Origin of the sequence: Microtetraspora niveoalba (genome assembly GCF_001570405.1) — a bacterium.
Classification (GTDB): domain Bacteria; phylum Actinomycetota; class Actinomycetes; order Streptosporangiales; family Streptosporangiaceae; genus Microtetraspora; species Microtetraspora niveoalba.
In genome coordinates, this window is the sequence record NZ_BBYM01000051.1 from 17,685 (window position 1) to 38,978 (window position 21,294).

A 21,294-nucleotide genomic window follows, 5' to 3' on the forward strand; every position below is an offset into this window, starting at 1 on the left:
CTTGGGATTCGCCGCTTTCGGGCTTCTCGCGGCTTTCGGGTGGCTTCGGTGGCGGATGGTCGTGACGTGGACCATCCCGGTCGAGACGATTCAGGCCGTCGCGGTCGCGTCCCGAAGCAACCTCAGGGACGATTCCGCGTCTCTGGTGCATGCAGGCCGAAACACTGGATATCCATAAACCCCCTGGGGGGCCGGTGAACACCTCGGAGACCGCGGACGAGACGGCCTCGGATCTCATCGCGGTCCTCTACGCCGAACACGCGCTGGGCCTCGCCCGACTCGCACTGATCATGCTCGGTGACCGCGAGACCGCCGAGGACGTGGTCCAGGAGGCGTTCCTCGGCCTCCACCGCCGGTTCGGCGGCCTGCGGGACCGGAGCAAGGCACTCGTCTACCTGCGCTCGGCCGTCCTCAACAACGCACGGAGCGTGCTGCGGCGCAGGCGGCTGCCGTCCTGGTTCGCCGGGGCGTACGAGCCGCCCGTGTGGTCCGCCGAGTCCGCCGCCCTGCTCGGGGCCGAGCGGCGCGAAGTCATGGAGGCGCTGCACCGCCTGCCCCGGCGGCAGCGCGAGGCGCTCGTGCTGCGCTACTACGCCGACCTCTCGGAAGAGGAGACCGCGCAGGTCATGGGCGTCAGCCGGGGCACCGTCAAGTCGACCACCTCCCGAGCCCTGGACGCGCTCGGCCGACTGCTTGGGAACGCACGATGAAGGACATCACCGACCGCCTGCGCGACGCCACCCGGGCCGTGGGCGAGACCATCGACCAGGTTCCGGTCTTCTCCGTGGGCGAGAGCCGTACGCCGTCCGCGGGCGTGAGCCGTACGCGGAGGGTGTGGCTGATCCCGATCGCGGCGGCGGCGTCCGTGGCCGTCGCGGTCACCGGAGGCGTGGCGGTCGCCAGGGGCGGGGACGGCGGCCTCGGTCGGGGCGTCGCCAGTGCCGGGCCCGCCGCCGCACCGAGGTTCTTCGCCGCGGCCGGGGACGACGGGATCACGATCAGGAGCGTGGACGGCGGGAAGGAGACGTCCCGCGTCCCGAAACCCTCCGACAAGGAACGGTTCGTCGGCATCCAGGCGGCGCAGGACAACCGCCTCTTCTACGCGGTGTCGGCCGCGGACGACTGCCGGCCGCGCCTGTACCGCTTCACGCTGGACGACGAGGGGAGGGCCGGCGGGTTCGAGGCACTGCCCTTCGCGCCGCCCGAGGGCACCATGCCCACGTCGCTCGCCGTCAGCGGCGACGGCACCAAGCTCGCGTACGGCGCCGTGCCGTGCCGTGGCGGTGCCGGGGCGGCCCGCCTGGTGGTGGCGGACACCGCGACCGGCGACAGCCGTACGTGGACCGGGAAGGACGGCGGCGACGTCTCCGGCCTGTCGATGACGGCGGACGGTCGTTTCGTGCTCTTCAACCGGGCGCTCCCGGGTGCGACCTTCGTCGCGGAGCCGACGGACGGCCGGGCGTCGGTCGTGGTGCCCGGCGAGGTGACGGTCACGGCGACCGAGCTGCCGTCACCCGCTCCCACGGTCGTGGCGATTCCGGGTGAGGTGACGGCGTCGGAGTCCACCGTGCCCCGGGAGCCCGTCCCGACGGCCGACCCGTCGGTCGCGCCGACTGCGGCGCCGGAGGTCGCGATGACGGCGGAGCCCGCCCTGACGCTTGACCCCTCGGCCGCGCCGAGTGCGACGACGACGGCGCCGGTTCCGGCGGACGACCCGTCGGCCGCGCCGGAGGTCGCCGTGACGGCCGGGCCCGTTCCGGTGGACGACCCCTCGGCCGCCCCGAGTGCCGTGCCGAGCGAGGGAGGCACGTTGGAGATGGCGTCCAGGTGCCCGATGGAGCCCGTGATCGGTGTGCCCGAGGACGCTCTGTCGGCCGAGCCCGCGCGGGAGGCGGACGCCCCCGGCGACGCCCCGGCCGAGCTGCACGCGGTCGTCAGCGTGTGCCCCGACTCGCCGGACCTGCGCCTCCTGGACACCGGTGTCCCCGGCGACGACCTGGACCAGGCGACCGCGTTCCCCCTGCCGAAGCAGGACGGCGGGCCGATGCGGGGCGTGCTGGGGGCCGAGATCAGCCCGGACGGCGCCCGCGTCCTCGTCGCCTTCGGAGAGATCAAGGTCGAGGCGGTCGATGGGAAGAGCCGCGTGGCGAGCGGGTCCGCCGAGCTCATCGCGTACGGCACGGCCGACGGAAAGCCGCTGGGCGTCGTCCACCACGACTCGGAGAGCAGCGTCGTCCGGCTCCTCGACATCGACGGCACCGGCGAGAACGTGCTCGTCTCCCGAGGTGACGAGGTCGGCGCCGTCGACGCGGCGGGATACCGGCCGCTGCTCAAGACGGGAGAGCCGCTGCTGAACTTCGACTCCAGGATCGCCTGGTAATCACGGGTTACCGCGGCCGCGGATCCGCCGTCGCCGTCCCTCGCACGACGGTGACGGCGACGGCTGCCGGGCCCCGGCTCGTCCGGCCGGTCTGCCGAGGTCATGCCTCGGCAGGCCGGCCGCTTCCCTTCCGGCGGACGGCTCTCACGGATCAGGGGCGCGGGGTCGGCCCTGTGGCGATGTGCCGCCGCCGCCAAGCGAGCGCCGTCCGGCTTTCGCCGCCTTCTTCCGAGGCGAAACGGGCTCCGCCTGGCGTCTTCCGAAGCGGCAACCGGATTCTTCCGGAACGGAAGCAGCACGGGATCCACCGGTGCGTCTCTGTTGTGTGAAAGCCGAACTGCTCTCGGAGAGGGAGCTCTTGATCCGGGAACGCGTCGACGTCGCGGCGCTGTTCGCCGACCACCATCTCGGCCTGGTGCGGCTGGCGCTGCTCATGGTGGGTGACCTCGCCACGGCCGAGGACGTCGTCCAGGAGGCGTTCGCGCGCACCCACGCGGGGCGGGGGCGGTTGCGTGATCCCGGCAGCGCCCTGGCGTACGTGCGGTCGGCCGTGCTGAACGGCTGCCGGTCCGTGCTGCGGCGCAGGAGCCTCGCCTTCCGGCGGGCCGTGCCGTACGCGCCGCCGGTCTGGTCGGCCGAGAGCGTCGCGATGATCGGCGAAGACCGCCGGGAGGTCCTGGTCGCCCTGAGCGGCCTGCCGCGACGGCAGCGCGAGGCGCTCGTGCTGCGGTTCTACCTCGATCTCTCGTACGAGGAGATCGCCGACACCATGGGCGTCGCCGGGAGCACGGCGCGCTCCACCATCACTCGCGGGCTCGCCGCCCTCGCCCGGACCCTTGGGGAGGAATCATGATCGAACAACGTCTGCGCGAGGCTCTGTCCGAGGCGGCGGCGACCGCCGACCTCCGGTCCGTCCGCCCGCTGACCGCGCCGCGGCGGCGCGCTCGGAGCGCCCGGATGTCCCGGTTTGTCGTGATCCCCGCCGCACTGGTCGCCGCGGTGTCCGCCGGAGTGTTCCTGCTGGTACGGCCCGCACCTCCAGCTCCGACGGTGGCCAATCCTGCGCCGTACAGCCTGGCCCAGCTCAGCCTGGCGGGGGCGGGTTCCTGGCAGGACGATGTGGTGGTGTTCCTGTGCGACAAGGACGACTTTTACCCGGTGTGCGGGAAGCGGGCGGTGACCGAGGAGAGGCGGCAGATGATCCGGGGGACGCTGGAGTCGCTGCCGGAGGTCGAGTCGGTCCGGTTCGAGACGCGAGCCGAGGCGTACGAGAACTTCCGGACCAATGGGCGGGCCAGTCAGGAAGTGCTCGACCTGATCCGGCCTGAAGACCTGCCGGAGTCGTTCAAGGTGAAGTTGAAGCCGGGGGCCGATAACCAGGCGGTGGTGCGGATCATGAAGGGTCAGCCCGGGGTCTCCAATGTCATCGACGGCGTCTGCCTGAGGGACCGGTCGAAGTGCTGAGTCCCTGACGGCGCATGCGGTCCCGCTCGGCCGAACCGGAGGGCCTAGCCTCGAAGGAGGGCACGTGTGTCGCCGCCACGAGGAGGGCGTCATGGCTGCCATGTCACCCGCGTCATCTGTGGCGGCCCGTCTGGGGGCCGTGCGGGGATGGCAGGAGGATCTCTACCGGGACCTGCATCGGCATCCTGAGTTGTCCCACCACGAACGGCGGACCGCCGCGAAGGTCGCCGAGCGCCTCGGCCGGATCGGCTGCCAGGTACACCAGGGGGTCGGCGGCACCGGTGTGGTCGGGGTGCTGCGCAACGGCGACGGTCCGACGGTGCTGCTGCGGGCGGACATGGACGCGCTGCCGGTGCGTGAGGCGACCGGTCTGCCGTACGCCAGCACCGACACGGTCACGGACCCCGGCGGGCGCGAGACCCCGGTCGCGCACGCCTGTGGGCACGACGTGCACGTCACCTGTCTGCTCGGCGCGACCCAGTTGCTCGCGGAGGGGACCGACCGGTGGCGGGGCACGGTGGTGGCGCTGTTCCAGCCGGCCGAGGAGACCGGCGACGGCGCGCGGGCCATGCTCGACGACGGCCTCGCCGGGCTGATTCCGGCCCCGGACGTCGCGCTCGCGCAGCACGTGCTGCCGGCCCCGGCCGGACATGTCGGCACCCATGCCGGTCCGGTGCTCTCCGCCGCCGACAGCGGGCGCGTCACCGTGTACGGACGCGGGGCCCACGGCTCGATGCCGCAGGCGGCCGTCGACCCCGTGGTCCTCGCGGCGATGATCGTGATCCGGCTGCAGGCCGTCGTCTCTCGCGAGATCCCGCCGCAGGAGACCGCGGTGCTCACGGTCGGCAGCGTCCAGGCCGGCACCAAGAGCAACATCATCCCCGATGAGGCCGTGCTGGAGTTCAACATCCGCACCTACGACGAGCGGACCAGGAGCACGATCCTGGACGCGGTGCGCCGCATCGTCCTCGCCGAGTGCCAGGCGTCGGGGTGTCCGAAGGCTCCGGAGATCGAGCTGTTCGACCGCTTCCCGTTGACCGACAACGATCCCGAGACCACCGGCCGGGTGGCCGCCGCGTTCGGCGAGTTCTTCGGCGACCGCGCCGGGCCGCTGGGCCGGCAGACCGCCAGCGAGGACTTCAGCGACATCCCGAACGCCTTGGGAGTCCCGTACACCTACTGGGGCATCGGCGGCCTCGACCCCGAGACCTACCGCAGGGCCGAGGCCGCCGGCCGGGTGGCGCAGGACATCCCGGTGAACCATTCCGCCGCGTTCGCCCCGGTTCCGCAGCCCACCCTGGACACCGGCTCCCAGGCCCTGGTCGTCGCGGCTCTCACGTGGCTCGGCCGCTGAGTCACCGTCCGTCCCCGGAACCGGAGGCGTCACCCCGGGCGGCGCCCGGCGGGCCCGGAGCGTTGAGGCCGAAGCGGACGCCCACCAGCCGGACGACGAAGCAGACGGCGGCGGCCCCGATCGCGGCGGGCACCCCGTAGACGCCGGTGCGCACGGTGACCGCGGTGATCGCGGCCGCGATCAGGGCGGGGATGGCGTACAGCTCGCTGTACAGCACCGTGGGGATCCGCCGGACCAGCACGTCGCGGAGCGTGCCGCCGCCCACGGCCGTGATCGCGCCCAGGATGACCGCCTGCCCGATGCCGAGCCGGTAGTCCAGCGCCTTGCTCGCCCCGGTCACCGCGAACAGGCTCAACCCGAGGGCGTCGAACACGATGATCGGGCCGGCCAGCCGGTCCAACCGCCGGCCGAGCGCGTACGCGACCAGACCGCTCGCGGCCGCGACCGCCAGATAGCGCCAGTCGCCGAACGTGGCGGGCGGCAGGGAGTCGATCAGGATGTCGCGGATGATCCCGCCGCCCAGCGCGGTCACCATGCCGAGGGTGACCACCCCGACGATGTCGAGCCGGGCGGCGCGCACCGCGGTCAGCGCGCCGTTGAGCCCGAACGCGAAGGTGCCCGTCAGGTCGAGCGCGAGCAGCAGCGGCGGTTCGGCGTTCACCTGGCGTGGATACCCGGCATCCGCCCGACCCTGACGGCACGGCGCCGATGCCGCGTAGGGTAAGGGCGGGCGGCAGCCGTACGAGATCGAGGAGGCCGGGCGCTTGGGCATGATGATGGCGGTGAGCTTCACCCGGTACGGGCGGCTTTATTACCTCGATCCCGGAGGGCATTCCCCGAAGGTCGGCGACAAGGTGCTCGTGCCGACCGACTCCGGGCCCGAGGTGGCCGAGTGCATCTGGGCGCCGCAGTACGTGAGCGAGGACGTCGACGGGCTGCCGGTCTGCGCGGGCATCGCGACCGAGGAGCACCTGACCAGGGACGAGACCAACCGCCGCCGCAGGGCCGAGGCGCGCAGCGTGTCCAAGCGGCTGATCAAGCGGCACGAGCTGCCCATGAAGGTCGTCGGGGTCGACTACGTGGACGCCGACAACGTCTTCACCGTGTATTTCTCGGCCCCGCACCGGGTCGACTTCCGCGCCCTGGTGCGGGACCTCGCGCGCAACCTGCGGGCGCGGGTCGAGCTGCGGCAGATCGGGCCGCGCGACGAGGCCCGCCTCCAGGGCGGCATCGGGCCGTGCGGGCGGGATCTGTGCTGCGCCACCTTCCTGAAGGACTTCGAGCCCGTCTCGGTCCGGATGGCCAAGGACCAGGACCTGCCGGTCAACCCGCTCCGCATCGCCGGAGCCTGCGGCCGGCTGATGTGCTGCCTCAAGTACGAGCACCCGCTGTACGTGGAGGCGCAGCGGACCTTCCCCAGGACGGGTTCCCGGGTGGAGACGGAGGAGGGGCCGGGCCAGGTCGTCGGCAGGAACGTGCCGGGAGACTATGTCACCGTGCGGCTCGACGACGGCGGGCGCCGGTGCCAGTGCTCGCGCGCCTCGGTCTGCGGTCCCCGCAAGGCCCACGACGAGAGGTACGAACCGCGATCGTGAAGATCTCCCGTTCACGACGGAATGTCCCCCCGACCCGGGCTCGCGTGGCGGCGGCCGCGCTCCTGGCGCTCGCGCTCGCGGCCACCGGATGCGCGGCGGACGAGGTGAAGAAACCCGACGCGCAGGCCCCGACCCCCGCGCTCCAGCCGTACTACAGCCAGAAGCTCGACTGGAGTGACTGCGGCGACGGCTTCCAGTGCTCGCGGGCCGAGGTGCCGCTCGACTATTCCGCGCCGTCCGGCGAGAAGATCGGCATCAGCGTGATCCGGCTGCCCGCCACCGGCAAGCGGATCGGCTCGCTGCTGATCAACCCGGGCGGGCCCGGCGGATCCGGCGTCGACTACGCCCGGGCGGCCCGCTCGGTGCTCAGCGAGAAGGTCCGGTCGCGGTTCGACGTCATCGGCTTCGACCCGAGGGGTGTGGGCGAGTCCAGCCCCGTCCGCTGCATGTCGGGAACCGACCTCGACGCGTACGTGAGCCTGGACGCCAGCCCCGACACCCCGGCGGAGGTCACCGCGCTCGAAGAGGGCTCCAAGGCGTTCGCGGCCGCCTGCGGCGCCAAGGCGGCCCGGCTGCTGCCGTTCGTCGGCACGGCGGACGCCGCACGGGACATGGACGTGTTGCGCGGTGTCCTCGGCGACTCCGGGCTGACCTATCTCGGTAAGTCGTACGGCACCCACCTGGGGGCGGTTTATGCCGACCTGTTCCCGAAGAAGGTCCGCGCCCTGGTCCTCGACGGCGCGGTCGATCCGTCCGTCCCGGCGTTGAAGTCCAACGAGACCCAGGCCGTCGGCTTCGAGGTGGCGTTGAAGGCGTTCCTGGAGGACTGCTTCGAGGACGGCGCCTGCCCCTTCTCCAGCCGTACGGTCGAGGGGGCGATGGACGAGCTGGGCGACCTGCTCAAGAAGGCCGACGAGCACCCCCTGAAGAACACGCTCGGCGACGGCCGTGTGATCAACGAGTCGTGGGCGGTCCTCGGCGTCGTCACGCCGCTGTACGAGCGGGAGGCGTGGCCGGTGCTGCGCGAGGCCCTCGGTAGCGCTTTCAACGGTGACGGCACCGACCTGCTGCGGATGGCCGACCTGATGCTGGACCGCAAGCCGGACGGCTCGTACTCCAACCAGACCGAGTCCAACATGGCGATCAACTGCGTCGACCATCCCTATCCGAAGGATCCGGCGGCGTACGCGGAGGGGGCCGCCGAGGCGGCGAAGGCCGCCCCCCATTTCGGAAATTTCGTGATGTGGGGGTCGTTGCCGTGCGCGTACTGGCCGGTGGCGGCCAAGGGGGCCGACAAGAAGCTCACCGCCGACGGCGCTCCGCCGATCGTCGTCGTCGGCACCTCCCGCGACCCGGCCACGCCGTACGAGTGGGCGGAGGGGCTCGCGTCCCAGCTCAGCTCGGGGGTCCTGCTCGGCTACGACGGCGACGGCCACACCGCGTACGGGTCGGGCTCGAACTGCGTGGACAAGGCGGTCGACGACTATCTGATCTCGCTCAAAGCCCCGAAGACGGGCACCATGTGCCCCAAGGTCACGTGACGTCGCCGAGGGGGCGCGAGAAGGGTTCATGAGCCTGTAGACTTCTTCTACGCTGCCGTACGGCACGCCGCCTTAGCTCAGTCGGCCAGAGCGACGCACTCGTAATGCGTAGGTCAAGGGTTCGATTCCCTTAGGCGGCTCCATCAATGAACAGGGCGTTTCCCCTCCGGGAGACGCCCTGTGGTCGTTTCTGGTTGCAGTTCGAGTTGCAGTTCTCCTGCTGGTCCCGAGGCGCTGGGCGTAGCCTGCGCTAGGCGAAGGTTCGGAGGACGCCATGACCAGAGCTCTCAGATACACACTGGATACCAACTGTGTGATTGATGCAGTCCAGGGACATGGGCAGGCGGAAGCTGTCCATGGGCTCGTGGAGCTTGCGCGACAGGGCCAGGTCACCTTATGGCTGACCCGGTCCTTCGATTCTGATCAACTTCGCGCCAATGACGAGAATCGGCAGGCGAATCACAGATGGCTTGCCGAGTGTGGCGTGATCGGTCGCGTCCCCGGAGGGATCCGACTTGATCACCCCGTTCTCGGGAGGCTAGATGGTCAAGCCGTGTTAGTAGACGACGAGACGGCGGCCAAAGAGGAGATTCTGGAGCGCCTCCTGCTGCCGGAGCGCTTGAGGGTGGGCAATCTAGACGGATCAGACGAGGTTTTGATGGCGCAGTTCCTCCGCCGTATTGACGATGTCGATCACCTGTCAGCCCATCGCATGCATGGCCACGATGTGTTCGTGACGCGCGACAAGCCGATCTTGAGGCACAGGGGGCATTTGCTCACAGAGGTCGGCATCGTGGTTGAGACGCCCGATGAAGCCTTGGAGAGGAGGAGGGGCACCCTCGTGAGAGAGCGCCCCAGATCCCAGCCAGGCTAGTCCCAAAGGGCCCTGCCCATCCGGCGGACGGCGTCGCGGGCCATAGGAGTGGCTACGTGCGTGTAGCGCTGGGTCACTCGAATGTCGGAGTGGCCGAGGACCTCCATCACGGTGCGGACGTGTACGCCCATGTCGATCAGGAGCGTTCCCGCCGTGTGGCGGCCGTCATGGACGCGGGCGTCCCGTACTCCGGCCTCCTTGAGGATCTCCTTCCACTCTTCCCAGTCGTGCCGAGGGTCGATCGGGCGTCCGTCTGGCCGGGAGTACACGAGGTCGTTCTCCTCCCAGGACTCGCCGGCTGCTTCCCTCTCGGCGTCCTGGGCTTCCTGCTGCCCCTTGAGAAGCGGCACGAGTTCGTCCGGGAGCGGGATCACACGCTTGGAATTGCTCTTGGGCCGCCGGAAGCCCAGCCCGCCGCCCTGACGCCGTGGGCAAGTGCTCGCGTGCCCCGTGCAGTTCTTCGGGCAGGGATTCTCGACCTCCGGGCAGACATGCCCCCGCTTCCCGCAGTCCTTCGCGCAGCCTTCCCGGTGCTGGTGCTTGGCACAGTCCTTCGGGCAGGGTGCGCGGTGCTTGTCCCTTGTGCACACCTGTGGATCGCCGCAGCCGTGCTGCCACTTCGTGCGCTGGATCTGCCACCAGATCTTTACCTCGTGCGCGTCGAGGTCCACGTACTTCCAGCGGAGGCCGAGCGCCTCACCCTGCCGGAGGCCGAGGGCGAGGCCGACGACCCATCGCGTGCCGTTGCGCCGGTCCGTTACAGCGTCGAGGATCTTCCGCACGTCGGTACGGCTCAGCGGCTCGATCTCGACATCACCGCTTCCCGGTGGCTCCACGAGCTTGGCGACGTTCCGGCCCACCTGGTCACGCCGCATGGCGATCTCAAGGGCACGCGAGATGATCCGGTGGACCTTGAGGATGTGTGACTCGGCTTTTCCCTGCTCGGCCATCGCGACGTACAGCCGGTCCAGGTGTTCAGGAGTGAGCCGGTCGAGGCGGTGCCTCCCCAGGTGTGGGACGATCCAGTTCTTGTTCTTGCTGCGGTAGTCGTCGAGGGTACGGGGTGCCATCTTCCCTGTGGAGACGAGGCGGGCACAGATCGTGTCGAGGTACGTCGACATCCATTGCTCGACGGTCGGTTTCCGGCCCGGCTTGCTCGTCTTTCCGGCGTCGCGGAGCTTTTCCAGCTCCCTGATTTTTCGCGTGACTTCGGCCTCAGAGCTTCCGACACGGTGTCGCCGGTCGGGTGCCCCGTTGTCCTTCACGCCCATGGTCACCCAGCCGTGCCACTTGCCGTCCTTGCCGAGGTAGACGGAGGAACGGCCGTTGGGCTTGCGCGATCCCGATGCCATGTCAGTTCTCCAGTTCAGCGATGAAGGCCAGCAGGGCGCGGAAGGTGACGCGGTGGCACCCGTCCACGTAGACGGAGCGCAGCCTGCCTGAGTTGATCAGTTCGTAGGTCTTGGTCTTGCCGAGCCCGAGCTTCTCGGCGGCCTGGCGGACGGTGAACATCAGAGGGTCACCCTCTTTGAGCAGCTCAGGCATAGGCACCCCCAAAGTCCGCTGATGAGGCCGGTAAGGCCGCGCCCGTCAACGCCGAGGCGACGAGGGCGTCACCGGGGGTGAAGCCGCGCCCGACGTAGTGCCACTCGGAGATGACCAGGACGGTGTCTTCGTCGAAGAGGGGCAGGCGGCCGGTGGTGATGTCGTCGTTTATGACGTGTTCGGCGCGGTCGGCGCGGATGTCCCCGAGGGTGGTGGAGTAGTGGCGTGACCGGGTGGAGAAGTGGCCGCGGAAGCCGAGCATGTGCGCCCACTGGGTCAGCCGGAGGTCGGCCAGTTCGTCAAGGGGGCCCAGGCGTAGGCATTCGGCGATGAGCCGCCGGGCGTGGTCGCGTACGGGTAGCGCGGCCAGGTCCTCGGTTGGGAAGACGCGCCGGTCGAGGGTGCCGACGGATTCGGCGGCTTTGGTGGCGTACTTGGCGATGTAGCCCGCGACTGCCTGTTCGGTCAGCTCACCGTCGAGGGTGATGGGCCGGGCGTCGATCTGGCGGCCCCAGCGCAACACCCGCTCCGGTTCCCCGCCTACGGCCGGGATCGTGGCCGTGACGGCTCCCGCCGCGTGCTGGACGGCTTGAGCCAGCAGGGCGAGGGTGGCCCAGGCCGGGGGCATGGATGTGGGACCGTCCGGGCCGTCGAGTCGGAGCACGGCGTGGAAGTGGACGACGCCGCGTCGCTGGTATTCGGCGACCTTGGCGAAGGAGACGACGAGCTGGGCGCGCATCTCGGCGAGGGTGAGGCCGCCGCTCTTGGCCAGGTGCCGGCGAAGCGCCTCGGCGAAGCGTTTCCACAGCAGCGGAGCCGTGGCGTTGAACAGCACCGAGCCCGTGTAGTCGTAGCAGTCGGGGCAGAGCGGTTCGCCGAGGCATTCCTCATCGGCCCCGTGCCGGGCGGTGCATGACAGGATGCGCCCGTGTGGGCATCGAGTGGCGTCGCGGCGGGCGTGGCATGGGTGGATCTTGCTGTTCTTCTCGCGGCGGGTGTGGACGAGGCCGAAGGACGGGGCGGTGAGGGTGACGAACAGGCATGGGTGACCCGTCACCGTCGCGGGGACGCCTTTGCCGCCGACGAGGCCCGCGCGGATCAGGTGGTAGGTGTCGGCCCGGTAGGTCTCGGCGCAGGACGGGCAGCGGGAGGCGCGGCGGGTCTTGCACGGGACGCGAAGGACGCCGTCGGGTTCGGTTCGGGTGGTGTAGCGGTGGAGGAGTTCGCCGGTGGCTTGGTCCCAGTGCTCGACTCGGCCGCGGAGGTGGATGGGCTGTCGGCAGCCGCCCGAGTGGCGGATCTGGGCTTCCCAGCGGGAGTAGTTCGGGTCATCGAGCCGGGCGATTGCCCCGCGGATCGCGTGCGCATTGGTGAGAGATGCGGGCAAGATGGAGACCTCCTTTCACTCGTTGCGGGTGAGGGGATGGCCCCCGACCTGGCGCATGTCTTGGCGGATGTACGGTCAGGCCGGGGGCGCTGACGGCTCAGCAGAAGCCGAGCCCGTCACAGTGGCGGCAGGTGTCGCCGTAGGAGTCGAGGCCGCCCCCGCCGCAGTGGCAGCACTGCCAGCGCAGAGGCGCGATCTTCGTGGTCTCCGGAGGCGGAGCCTGCTCGGTGTCGTTCACGTGGGTCACCTCCTTTCGCGGGGTGTGGTGGAGACGAAGACCCGCCAGTGATGCGGCCGGGTCCGGTCGAGGTAGGCGCGGGAGACACCGGAGACCGTGAACGTCTGGCGCAGCCGGAACAGGGCGTCGGCGATCTCGGCGCGGGTGCCGTCGAGGCGGATTCGCATGGTGGTTTCCTCCTTGGTGGTCAGGCGGCGTGAGCCGGATCGGTGGTGTGGGTGTCGGGCTGGATGCAGCCGTAGTAGCTGTCGTGTGCCTCGTAGCGGGCGCGAGCGGCGGAGACGATGGCCACGGCCTTGTAGCTGACCGGGCCGAACGTGATCGAGGTGGAGTAGTGGCCGTGCTCGCGGCCGTACTGGTCGATCTCGGAGCCAAGGCGGGCGGCGATCGCGTCGATCTCGGCGCACATCTCGGCGTCGTTGTCCCGCTTGGGGAAGTGATGCACGTTGACGCTGTACGGGATGGGAATCTCGGTGTTGGCCTCCAGGAAGTCGGCCAGGGCGCGGAGCCCGGCGACGAGGCGTGAGCGGTGGTCGTGGTTCATGTGGTGATCTCCTTTCGTCAGGCGGGTTCGGACGCGGTGCGCATTGTGCGGAGCAGGTCTGAGGCGAGTTGGTTGGACACGCCCAGGCGGGCGCGGAGCAGGTCACGGGTGATCGGCTTGCCGTGCTTGGTGTGGTGTTCGTCGGCCACCCGTCGGGCGTAGTCGACGAGCGCCGGTGACGGCCCCGGGCCGTCGTCCTCGTCTGCGGGGACGAGAGCCAGGACGGCGGACGAGCAGTCACCCGATGCCGAGAGCTCACCAGAGGCCGAGGACGAAGAAGCCGGCACCGAGGACGAGCCGGGAACCGTCGAGGACGACGTCGGGACGGTTGCAGAGGACGGTTCAGGACGAGGACCGGAGGCGCGGCGCTCCAGCATCGAGACCGCGATGAGGAACGCCCCGGCCGGAGTTGCTGCGGTGAGCCAGCCCCACATGGTCGGTTCGGCTTGGTGGAGGTTGGCGGCCAGGGACAGGACGATCCCGGCGACGAGGACGAGCGTGGGCCAGGACGCCCAGCCTTGCCGTACCCGGCCGGTCTTCTTGTCCCGCTGACGCTCCCGGGCCGCCATCACGCACGTGAGGTCGACGCAGACGGCCACCGCCCAGGACATCCAGCCGTCCTGACCGTGCTCGGTGGCGGTGTCGCGGATGTGGGTGAACGATCCGGCACCCGCGATAGCGGCCAGGACCAGGACCGGCCCGGAGTCGAGCAGCCATGAGGCGAGGCGTCGCATCGCTACCCCCCTTCTGTCGGTTCAGGCGGACAGGAGTTCGGACAGATCGGCCTCATCCAGCCCGGAGGAGTGGCCGGGGCGGATGACCTCGGACCACTCCGGAGCCAGGTGGGACCAGGTACGGGCCGCGTACTCGGCGGCATGCTCGGAGACGTAGAAGGACCGAGCCCGGTACCACTGGCCGTCCTGGGAAGCGACGATCGCGACGCCGGGCGTCTCGGCGGGGATCGCACGCGCGGAGACGAGGGCCGCCGGGTCGAGGTCACCGAGGGTCATCGTGGCCGTCTCGGGATCGTTGACGCGGTGGCAGATTCGGCCCGAGCACTGCGCCCGCAGCGCGGTCACGCCGGGGCCGAGGTCGGAGCCGATCCGCTGACCGGACAGGAACAGATAGATGCCGAACGCCCGCCCGAGCTGCCCCACCCGCAGCAGCGCCGTGGAGGTACGGGCGATCTCGTCTTTCTCGGACTTGTCGGCCATCAGGTACAGCTCGGCCAACTCGTCGACCAGGACCACGACGGGCACCGGCCGCACTCCCGGGGGCAGTTGCCAGATGTTCCGTGCGCCGGCCGTACGGCACAGGCCCATCCGGTCGACCATCAGCGCGACCAGGTCATCCAGCAGCCCGACCGATTCGGCCCGCGTGGTTGCTAGCGCCGACAGGCGAGGGGCGTAGGGGGTGAACTCCACGCCGCCCTTGAGGTCGAAGCCGACCAGCGCGACCGGCTGCGGAGCGAGCCCGACGATCAGCGCGTTCGCGAGGTTCGACTTACCGGACTGCGTCGCGCCCGCGTTGATCCAGTGCGGGACGGTACGGAAGTCGATCGACCACAGGCCGCCCGTCTCCAGCCGCCCCACCGAAACCTTGAGCAACTCGCCCGATGGTGGGATGTGATCGACCCGCACCAGCGGGTCACGCATGGTCGCGGCCAAGACCACACGCCCCGGACGGGGTGAGAAGACGCGTACCGCATGCACGCCCCAGGAGTGCGCGAGCCGTTCGGCAGCCTGGGCGTAATCGGCCGGGATCTGGCCCTCAAGCGTCCACAGGGTGACACGCCAGCCGTGCCGAGTCGGCCGGGGCAGCCACATCCACGGCTTGGTGTCGACCGCGACCCGCTGGAAGCGCCGCCGCACCTTCACGATCCCGGTCGAGGCGATCGCGCCAGGGACGGTGGTGAACCACCAGCGTTGCCGCTTCTTGGTCAGCCCGCAGCCCAGGGCCACCTTCCGCCATGTCGCCCGGACGGTCAGCGCGACGAGCGGGAAGCCGATGAGCAGCCAGTACGACCGGTAGTGGAAGCGTCGCCAGGCCCAGAGCCCGGCCACCAGGGCGGCCAGGACTCCGAGCGTCTGGGCGAGCGTGTCAGGCATTGGCGCCCTCCTCGGCCGGGAGCAGCGCGGAGGCGCGGTAGGCGATGCCCCACTTCACCTCGCCGTCGCGGGTCTGCTCCCAGGGGTAGCCGATCAGCCCGACGGGGTTGATCTGCTGCCCGCGCGTGATCGGGGGCTCTCCGGAGATGCCGATCTTGACGAGTTCGATGCGGCCGAAGTCGTCTTCGACGGAGGTGATGACCTCGTAGACGGTCTGGCCGTTCTTGTCGGTCTTGACCTCGCCGGTGTGCTGGTTGAGCAGGCGGGGCCGTGGGTCCTTGACGCAGGTGAAGGTGAGCTTGGCCGTGTCGACCGGGATCGGAATGGCGCGCATGGTGGTGACCTCCCTAGGGCTCGTAGGTCAACATAGTTAACCTAGCTGGCTTGGTTGTCAATGTTCTCTCGGTTGGCTTGGTTGTTCTCCTGTGCTGAGATAGGGGTGATGGTCAAGAAGACGGGACGACCGGGTTACCTCCAGATCGCCGACGATCTGCGCGAACAGATCCGCGGCGGCGCTCTCGCGCCCGGCTCCCCGTTGCCATCGACCGCCCAGCTCGCCGAGCAGTACGACGCCTCGCTGAGCGTCGTGAAGATGGCGGTCGGGATCTTGCGGAACGAGGGCCTGGTCATCGGCCAGCAGGGCAAGGGCGTCTTCGTTCGGGAGAACGAGCAGCCCGATACCGGCGACGTCCAGGAAAGGCCGGCTACGGATCTGGCGAGCGAGGTCATCGAGCTACGCACCGCCGTACGGGACCTGTCCGAACGACTGGCGCGGGTCGAGTCCACCCTGTCTCGGCGATCCGAGACGTAGGGCCGCCGTTCCGGACATGCAGACCGGTGACGCGCCGGGCGGCCCGGGCCGACGAGTCACCGGAGGCGAAACCCCGGCGCATGGCCTTGTCCTCGCGCTTGATGCCGACGATGACAGCTACGAAGCCGACGATGACGGCCGCGGTGAGCGTCAGGGCGATGATCAGGGGCAGGGCGCTCACGACCAGATCACCCCAGCCTGCGCGAAGCCGATCGGGCCGCGCGGGGGACGCCGGGTCACGGCGCGCCGCTTGTTCTCCTTGCGCCGGGCCGTCTGACGGCGGGTCCACCGGTCGCGGGCCAGGCACTTACGGCAGCGGATCTGCCCCTGTTCCAGGAGCGCGCCGCAGTCGCAGCCGGGGGTCTCCTCGGGCGGGTTGATCGTCGCGTTTGTCATGCTCACATCTCCTTTCGTCGCGGTCGGTGCTGCGTTGTGACACCGAGATTGCGGCGAAAGGGCAGGACGAGATCACTACACGACGGGACATGTTCAAGACGTCCCGTCTACGATTGCCAGGTCCCTGGACGTCCTCGAACGTGGCAGGTGAGATGGCGAACGAGCGGTTACGCGCGGCACTTCTGGAACGCGGGGTGAGCATCGCCGATCTGGCGACCGCCATCGAAGTGGACCCCAAGACGGTCGAGCGGTGGATCACCAAAGGCCGCGCACCGTATCGAAAGCACCGATACGCAGTGGCGACGCACCTGGGGATGGACGAGAGCTATCTCTGGCCCGAGGCCCTGACTCGCGAACAGGTCGCCTCAGCCTCAGAGAGCGAGATCGTCACCGTCTACCCGCACCGCTGGGTCGTACCAAGGGACGCATGGGGACGTCTGTTCGCCCAGGCGCAAAGTGAGATCGGCGTGCTCGTCTACAGCGGCCTGTTCCTCGCCGACGACGCGGGCATCATGCGGATGTTCAGCGAGAAGGCCGGCGCTGGAGTGCGGGTGCGGATCCTGCTCGGCGACCCGGATTGTGCGGAGGTCGCGCAGCGCGGTGCGGACGAGGGCATCGACGACGGCATGGCTGCCAGGATCCGCAACGCCCTCGTGCTCTACCGGCCGATCCTCGGGCTCGCCGGGGTGGAGATCCGGCTGCACCGGACCGTGCTGTACAACTCGATCTACCGCGGGGACGATCAGTTTCTCGTCAACACGCATGCGTACGGCACACCCGCTGGCAACGCGCCCGTCCTGCACCTGCGCAAGGTCCTCGGCGGCGGCATGGTCGCCACCTACGCCGAGAGTTTCGAGCGGGTGTGGGACCAGGCCACACCGGTAGAGTCCTGACCATGGCGCGCCGGATCGACTTCTACGACGACCCCCAGGCCCCGAAACCGAACAGCCTCGTCCCGTCCGTGAACGTCGTGGTCACCAACGACGCGGGGGACATCCTGATGATCCGCCGCTCAGATAACGGCAACTGGGCCGTCCCCGGCGGCGCGATCGACCTGGGCGAATCCCTGCCGCAGGCCGCCGTACGCGAGACCCTCGAAGAGACCGGCATCGTCTGCGAGATCACGGGCCTTGTCGGCACCTACACCGACCCCAAGCACGTGATCCTCTACACGTCCGACGGCGAGGCCAGGCAAGAGTTCTCCATCGTGCTCACCGCCCGTGCCGTCGATGGCGAGCCGACCCCGAGCGACGAGTCCCGCGAAGTCCGCTGGGTGCCCCGTGACGAGGTCGAAGCACTTTCGATGGACCGCTCAATGCGTCTGCGCATCGGCCACTACCTAGCAGGTCAGGCTCTACCTCACATCGGCTAGCGCGGCCTTGACCGCCTGGACAGCGGCGTGGATGCAGGGCGTTGACGCGGTGATCGAGCGGCTGACCAGGTGCTCGGGGCCGTAGCGGGAATGGATCTCGGCCAGACGCTCGGCGACGTCGAGGTGTCGTCCGTCGGGGCCGGTGGTCATGTCGCAGTAGGTGAGCGCGTCCATCAGGTCGGGCCGCTCGGGCGCGAACTCTTTGGTCAAGACGTCGAACAGGCCGCGTTCGGTCGCCTCCTTGACGGCGCAGGAGTGATGCGCGACCAGGCGGTAAAGCGTCTCGTCGGCCTGGGCGACATCGCGCAGGTAACGCGCACCGTCGAGGGGATGGAACCCGGTGTCGACGAGTTCGGGCGAGTAGCCGATGTCATGCAGGTACGCGGCGGCGGTGAGGGTGTCGGTGTCGTCGCGGAGGATCGGAGCCAGCGAGGCCGCGCGCGCGGCGACGCCTTGCGTATGCGCCCACCGTCGAGGGAGGGGCTTCTCAAGAAGCTGTCTGGCCAGGTCGCGCGCCCACTCAGCTTGTGTCACGCCCTCGACAATAGGCATCAAACCCCCGAACAAGCCCAGAGCGTTCGGTGAGACGTCCTAGGACGTCTCACCCTGAACGTCACTGCGAGGAGCGTACGAACCGGCCCTTGCCGTGCCGGGACACGATCAGCCCCTCGCTCTCCAACTCCGCGAACGCCTGCCGTACCGTGCTGCGGGCCGCGGAGAACAGCCAGCGAAGTTCGGCCTCACTGGGAAGGGCGTCGCCCGGTCCGAGCTCGCCCCGCTCGATCCGGCCGCGCAAGCTCTTGGCGATCTCCTGGTAGCGATACGAGACCTCGGCCTCCTGCGCGGCGGGCCGCACGATCCGCCCCTTGGACGGGACCGTGAGGATCAACCCGCCCTCCTCCAGGGCCGTCAACGCCCGACGGACCGTGTTCCGCGCCACATAGAACTCCGCCGACAGGACCGCCTCTGACGGCAACGTCGACCCGGGGGCGTACTCGCCCGAGGCGATCCGATGGCGCAGCCGTTCGGCGATCTGGGCGTAGATGCGCCAGCCGGTCAGCGGCCTTGCGGGCTGATCAAGAGTGGGCACCGATGACCTTGTCCAGGTCGAAGCCGATCTCACCCTGTTCCCCCTCGCGCCAGCCCTCTCGCGCGGCCTGCTCGATCCGATCGGCCGCCGGCACGAGGCGTAGGCACGACACCCGCTCATCGCCCCTGTCGCCCCAGTAGAACCACAGGAACGCCAGGTGGACGAAGACCCGGCGGGGACGAAATCGGCTGTCCGGAACGTCCAGCGCGGGGCGCCCGCTCTGGTCGACGAGCAGGACCGTGACGATGCCCCTGCGCTTGAGTTCGGCGCGCAGTTCCTCCAACAGCTGTTGCTGGTAGGCGCGCTGCTGAATCTTGATCACGTTCACGATCGGTGACGCTCCTTCGGCTCGGAGATAGGCGGCTGTGGCCGCTTCCCTGTGCCGACGAGCTTCCGTCACGGGCCGGAATCTCTACACCACGACTAGGGGACGTCTAGGGACGTCTCGTGTTAGCGTCGCGCACAGAGCCGATCCCTCAGGAGGTACGCCCCCGTGAGTGAGAACCTTCGCCGCGCCCTCGCCGCCGCCAGGATCCAGGCCGTCGACGTCGCCGCCGCTCTCGCCGTCGACCCCAAGACCGTGAACCGCTGGCTGAAGGGCCGCATCCCCTACCCACGCCACCGCTGGGCCGTCGCTGATCTCCTCCAAGTCGACGAGGCCGAGCTATGGCCCGAGGTTGCGTCAGGTCGGCCGATCTCCGACGACGTCCAGGCTGTCTACCCCCACCGCTGGGCTGTGCCGCAATCCGTCTGGCGACGCCTCTTCCAGGAAGCTGCGGCGAGGATCGACATCCTGACCTACAGCGGCCTGTTCCTCGCGGAGGACGCGGGCATGGTTCGGGTGCTGCGGGAGCGAGCGCGCGCAGGCATTGAGGTCCGGGTTCTCCTCGGCGATCCAGACAGCCCCGAGGTAGCCGCCCGAGGGCAAGACGAGGGCATCGGCCCCGACGTCATGGCCGCCAGGATCAGGAACGCCGTCGCCCTCTATCGCCAACTCCAGCACGTCGAAGGCGTCGAGATCCGGCTACACAGGACCGTGCTCTACAACTCGATCTATCGCGCCGACGACGACCTTCTCGTCAACATCCACGCCTACGGCACCCCAGCGGCTCAGGCACCGATCATCCACGTACGAGCCACCGAGGACGAGGGAACCGCAGCGGTCTACCTCGCCAGCCTCGAACGAGTCTGGGCAACGGCGGAACCAGTCGACAGCATGTGCTGACCCGGTCTGGCATTCATGATCGAAAGCAACTTTTCTTCTCGGCATCAAGGGCAGCCCGCCTGCGGCGGCCTGCCGCGCGTCCGGGCGGTCTGCTGGCCGCGCTGCGGCTCTCCGGCCGGTCGCGGCCAGCACCGCCCGCGCGCCAGCAGTACACAGGTCCCGGCTCCCGGCGATATGGCTAAATTTCCGGTAGCGCGTCGTAGGGTCTGCTCATGGCAGATGCAAGGCTTTGCTCGTTCGAGGGCTGCGAGCGCGTGGCGAAGTACGGCACCCTATGCCAGGGGCACTACAAGCAGAAGAACCAGGGACAGGAACTTGCACCGCTCCGGACGCTTGGTGGGCAGCCCAGGTTCTGCGAGTTTGATGGCTGCGAACGCCCACACCTCGCTAAGGGTTTGTGTAGAGCTCACTATCAGCAATATAAAGCCGGAAAGGAGCTCAGACCGGTTCGCCCTATGAAGGCTTCAGGCAAGCTTTGTGAGTTCGAAGGGTGCGGTCGGGCCCACCAAGCCAAAGGTCTGTGCAGCGCCCACTATCAGCAATTCGTCAAGTCTGGAAATCTTACTCCGCTGTACGAATGGCTCATTTCCCCAGATGCTAGATGTGGCGCTACGCCGTCCTGTGATCGGCCCGTTTACACCTCTTCGCTCTGTAGAACACACTATGAACAGAGGAAGCGGGGGGTGCCGTTTGCGATCCTGAAGCCACTTGTCAATCCAGAGGGCACCTGCGCCGGCCCTGAATGTAAAAAAGAGGCTGAGGGGGAAGGCCGGCTATGCAGATCACATACACTTATCAAGAGGCGAGGTGAAGCGTTGTTCCCTCTAATCTTAAAAACGCGATCGGCGGATCTTCCTGACCTGATCGCACGGGGCGTCTACTGGTGCACGTCTTGCCAGCAGGAATTACCACTATCGGCTTTCGTCATTGACGGTCAGCGTAAGCTTCCGCGGAGTCGCTGCAGGTTATGTTTGGGTATCGAAACCAGAGCAGAAAAGCACCGACGGTCCTTTTTGGAGATACTAACTCTTTTTGAGTATCAGAACTACACGTGTGCAACCTGCGTCAATCGCCACACGGACGACAATGGACTCCATCTTGATCACGACCACAGGTGTTGTCCCAAGAAGGGTGAGTCCTGCGGAAAGTGTATACGGGGGCTGCTGTGCTGGACCTGTAACGCGGGGGCTCTTCCCTGGTATGAGCGTATGCGAGGAATCATCGAGCCTGTGGGGCTGATGGAATCTTATCTAAATCATCCTCCTGCGCTCTTGGCTGGCCTAATATCCGGCAAGAGCTTTGCTTAATTTGCGAGTGTCAATAAAGGTCCTTAATGCTCCAGTGGGGCGTCTGAGGACGGCAGGTGGAGG

General features: G+C 68.7%; 27 protein-coding genes and 1 tRNA gene. 14 read left to right on the forward strand and 14 right to left on the reverse strand.

The features are described from left to right. Nucleotides 1-194: 194 nt before the first annotated feature. From AWQ70_RS34770 to AWQ70_RS34790, 5 genes are all read left to right on the forward strand, one after another. A complete protein-coding gene (locus AWQ70_RS34770; RefSeq protein WP_245647296.1) occupies nt 195-710 on the forward strand; it encodes a SigE family RNA polymerase sigma factor in 516 nt (171 codons plus the stop codon). Next, the gene (locus AWQ70_RS34775) at nt 707-2,380 is read left to right on the forward strand and encodes a hypothetical protein (protein ID WP_067186036.1); all 1,674 of its coding nucleotides are present in this window, start codon (nt 707-709) and stop codon (nt 2,378-2,380) included. The genes AWQ70_RS34770 and AWQ70_RS34775 overlap by 4 nt, the downstream gene beginning before the upstream one ends. A gap of 358 nt (nt 2,381-2,738) precedes the next feature. Beyond that, nucleotides 2,739-3,233: a SigE family RNA polymerase sigma factor gene (locus AWQ70_RS34780; protein ID WP_245647297.1), complete on the forward strand. Its 495-nt coding sequence runs from the start codon at nt 2,739-2,741 to the stop codon at nt 3,231-3,233. Next, the gene (locus AWQ70_RS34785) at nt 3,230-3,844 is read left to right on the forward strand and encodes a permease-like cell division protein FtsX (protein WP_067186040.1); all 615 of its coding nucleotides are present in this window, start codon (nt 3,230-3,232) and stop codon (nt 3,842-3,844) included. Before AWQ70_RS34780 ends, AWQ70_RS34785 begins: the two co-directional genes overlap by 4 nt. A gap of 91 nt (nt 3,845-3,935) precedes the next feature. After that, complete coding sequence (locus tag AWQ70_RS34790) at nt 3,936-5,198, forward strand: amidohydrolase (RefSeq protein ID WP_245647298.1); 1,263 nt, start codon at nt 3,936-3,938, stop codon at nt 5,196-5,198. 1 nt (nt 5,199) lies between these two features. On the opposite strand, the gene AWQ70_RS34795 is transcribed toward AWQ70_RS34790, so the two are convergent. After that, complete coding sequence (locus AWQ70_RS34795; protein WP_067186044.1) at nt 5,200-5,859, reverse strand: trimeric intracellular cation channel family protein; 660 nt, start codon at nt 5,857-5,859, stop codon at nt 5,200-5,202. A gap of 109 nt (nt 5,860-5,968) precedes the next feature. Here AWQ70_RS34795 and AWQ70_RS34800 point away from each other — a divergent pair, with 109 nt between their 5' ends. From AWQ70_RS34800 to AWQ70_RS39585, 4 genes are all read left to right on the forward strand, one after another. Next, nucleotides 5,969-6,793, forward strand: coding sequence for a PSP1 domain-containing protein (locus tag AWQ70_RS34800; RefSeq protein WP_067186046.1), 825 nt, complete (start codon nt 5,969-5,971; stop codon nt 6,791-6,793). A 44-nt stretch (nt 6,794-6,837) separates the two neighbouring features. Further along, nucleotides 6,838-8,334, forward strand: a complete 1,497-nt coding sequence (locus AWQ70_RS34805) for an alpha/beta hydrolase (RefSeq protein ID WP_245647299.1) — start codon at nt 6,838-6,840, stop codon at nt 8,332-8,334. A 66-nt stretch (nt 8,335-8,400) separates the two neighbouring features. Beyond that, nucleotides 8,401-8,477: transfer RNA gene (locus tag AWQ70_RS34810), tRNA-Thr, on the forward strand. A 131-nt stretch (nt 8,478-8,608) separates the two neighbouring features. Continuing rightward, a complete protein-coding gene (locus tag AWQ70_RS39585) occupies nt 8,609-9,208 on the forward strand; it encodes a hypothetical protein (RefSeq protein WP_157530824.1) in 600 nt (199 codons plus the stop codon). On the opposite strand, the gene AWQ70_RS34820 is transcribed toward AWQ70_RS39585, so the two are convergent. The 9 genes from AWQ70_RS34820 to AWQ70_RS34850 form a co-directional block, all read right to left on the reverse strand. Then, a complete protein-coding gene (locus tag AWQ70_RS34820) occupies nt 9,205-10,560 on the reverse strand; it encodes a tyrosine-type recombinase/integrase (protein ID WP_218004765.1) in 1,356 nt (451 codons plus the stop codon). The genes AWQ70_RS39585 and AWQ70_RS34820 overlap by 4 nt on opposite strands. Before the next feature lies 1 nt (nt 10,561). Beyond that, nucleotides 10,562-10,753 (reverse strand): helix-turn-helix domain-containing protein, encoded by a 192-nt coding sequence (locus AWQ70_RS34825; protein WP_067186051.1) that lies wholly within the window; start codon nt 10,751-10,753, stop codon nt 10,562-10,564. Beyond that, nucleotides 10,746-12,140 (reverse strand): replication initiator, encoded by a 1,395-nt coding sequence (locus AWQ70_RS34830; RefSeq protein WP_067186053.1) that lies wholly within the window; start codon nt 12,138-12,140, stop codon nt 10,746-10,748. Before AWQ70_RS34830 ends, AWQ70_RS34825 begins: the two co-directional genes overlap by 8 nt. Nucleotides 12,141-12,237: 97 nt before the next feature. Continuing rightward, on the reverse strand, nt 12,238-12,378 hold the full coding sequence (locus AWQ70_RS39590) for a hypothetical protein (RefSeq protein ID WP_157530826.1): 141 nt from the start codon (nt 12,376-12,378) through the stop codon (nt 12,238-12,240). A 5-nt stretch (nt 12,379-12,383) separates the two neighbouring features. Beyond that, complete coding sequence (locus AWQ70_RS39595) at nt 12,384-12,545, reverse strand: DUF3970 family protein (protein ID WP_157530828.1); 162 nt, start codon at nt 12,543-12,545, stop codon at nt 12,384-12,386. A 20-nt stretch (nt 12,546-12,565) separates the two neighbouring features. Continuing rightward, nucleotides 12,566-12,922 (reverse strand): hypothetical protein, encoded by a 357-nt coding sequence (locus tag AWQ70_RS34835; protein WP_067186055.1) that lies wholly within the window; start codon nt 12,920-12,922, stop codon nt 12,566-12,568. A 17-nt stretch (nt 12,923-12,939) separates the two neighbouring features. Next, a complete protein-coding gene (locus AWQ70_RS34840) occupies nt 12,940-13,656 on the reverse strand; it encodes a DUF2637 domain-containing protein (RefSeq protein WP_067186057.1) in 717 nt (238 codons plus the stop codon). 21 nt (nt 13,657-13,677) lie between these two features. Next, nucleotides 13,678-15,030, reverse strand: a complete 1,353-nt coding sequence (locus AWQ70_RS34845; protein ID WP_067186059.1) for an FtsK/SpoIIIE domain-containing protein — start codon at nt 15,028-15,030, stop codon at nt 13,678-13,680. Further along, nucleotides 15,023-15,364 carry an SCO3933 family regulatory protein gene (locus AWQ70_RS34850; RefSeq protein WP_067186061.1) on the reverse strand — a complete coding sequence of 114 codons (342 nt, stop codon included), beginning with the start codon at nt 15,362-15,364 and terminating at the stop codon, nt 15,023-15,025. The genes AWQ70_RS34845 and AWQ70_RS34850 overlap by 8 nt, the downstream gene beginning before the upstream one ends. 108 nt (nt 15,365-15,472) lie before the next feature. Between AWQ70_RS34850 and AWQ70_RS34855 the strand changes: the two genes are divergently transcribed. After that, on the forward strand, nt 15,473-15,841 hold the full coding sequence (locus tag AWQ70_RS34855) for a GntR family transcriptional regulator (RefSeq protein ID WP_067186064.1): 369 nt from the start codon (nt 15,473-15,475) through the stop codon (nt 15,839-15,841). Between the two features lie 177 nt (nt 15,842-16,018). Here AWQ70_RS34855 and AWQ70_RS34860 read toward each other — a convergent pair whose 3' ends face one another. Further along, on the reverse strand, nt 16,019-16,237 hold the full coding sequence (locus AWQ70_RS34860) for a hypothetical protein (RefSeq protein ID WP_067186067.1): 219 nt from the start codon (nt 16,235-16,237) through the stop codon (nt 16,019-16,021). 152 nt (nt 16,238-16,389) lie between these two features. On the opposite strand from AWQ70_RS34860, the gene AWQ70_RS34865 reads away from it, so the two are divergent. Both AWQ70_RS34865 and AWQ70_RS34870 read left to right on the forward strand, forming a co-directional pair. After that, a complete protein-coding gene (locus tag AWQ70_RS34865; protein WP_067186069.1) occupies nt 16,390-17,130 on the forward strand; it encodes a helix-turn-helix domain-containing protein in 741 nt (246 codons plus the stop codon). Between the two features lie 2 nt (nt 17,131-17,132). After that, complete coding sequence (locus tag AWQ70_RS34870; RefSeq protein WP_067186072.1) at nt 17,133-17,609, forward strand: NUDIX hydrolase; 477 nt, start codon at nt 17,133-17,135, stop codon at nt 17,607-17,609. On the opposite strand, the gene AWQ70_RS34875 is transcribed toward AWQ70_RS34870, so the two are convergent. From AWQ70_RS34875 to AWQ70_RS41785, 3 genes are all read right to left on the reverse strand, one after another. Next, nucleotides 17,592-18,143, reverse strand: a complete 552-nt coding sequence (locus AWQ70_RS34875; RefSeq protein ID WP_245647300.1) for an HD domain-containing protein — start codon at nt 18,141-18,143, stop codon at nt 17,592-17,594. The two genes, AWQ70_RS34870 and AWQ70_RS34875, sit on opposite strands and share 18 nt — an antisense overlap. Before the next feature lie 79 nt (nt 18,144-18,222). After that, nucleotides 18,223-18,699, reverse strand: a complete 477-nt coding sequence (locus AWQ70_RS34880) for a GntR family transcriptional regulator (RefSeq protein ID WP_245647301.1) — start codon at nt 18,697-18,699, stop codon at nt 18,223-18,225. After that, nucleotides 18,686-19,027, reverse strand: a complete 342-nt coding sequence (locus AWQ70_RS41785) for a GNAT family protein (RefSeq protein WP_067186074.1) — start codon at nt 19,025-19,027, stop codon at nt 18,686-18,688. Before AWQ70_RS41785 ends, AWQ70_RS34880 begins: the two co-directional genes overlap by 14 nt. A 165-nt stretch (nt 19,028-19,192) precedes the next feature. On the opposite strand from AWQ70_RS41785, the gene AWQ70_RS34890 reads away from it, so the two are divergent. Both AWQ70_RS34890 and AWQ70_RS42525 read left to right on the forward strand, forming a co-directional pair. Next, nucleotides 19,193-19,924: a phospholipase D-like domain-containing protein gene (locus AWQ70_RS34890; protein WP_067186076.1), complete on the forward strand. Its 732-nt coding sequence runs from the start codon at nt 19,193-19,195 to the stop codon at nt 19,922-19,924. A gap of 455 nt (nt 19,925-20,379) precedes the next feature. Then, nucleotides 20,380-21,231 (forward strand): endonuclease domain-containing protein, encoded by an 852-nt coding sequence (locus AWQ70_RS42525; protein WP_084518142.1) that lies wholly within the window; start codon nt 20,380-20,382, stop codon nt 21,229-21,231. The last annotated feature ends 63 nt before the right edge of the window (nt 21,232-21,294 follow it).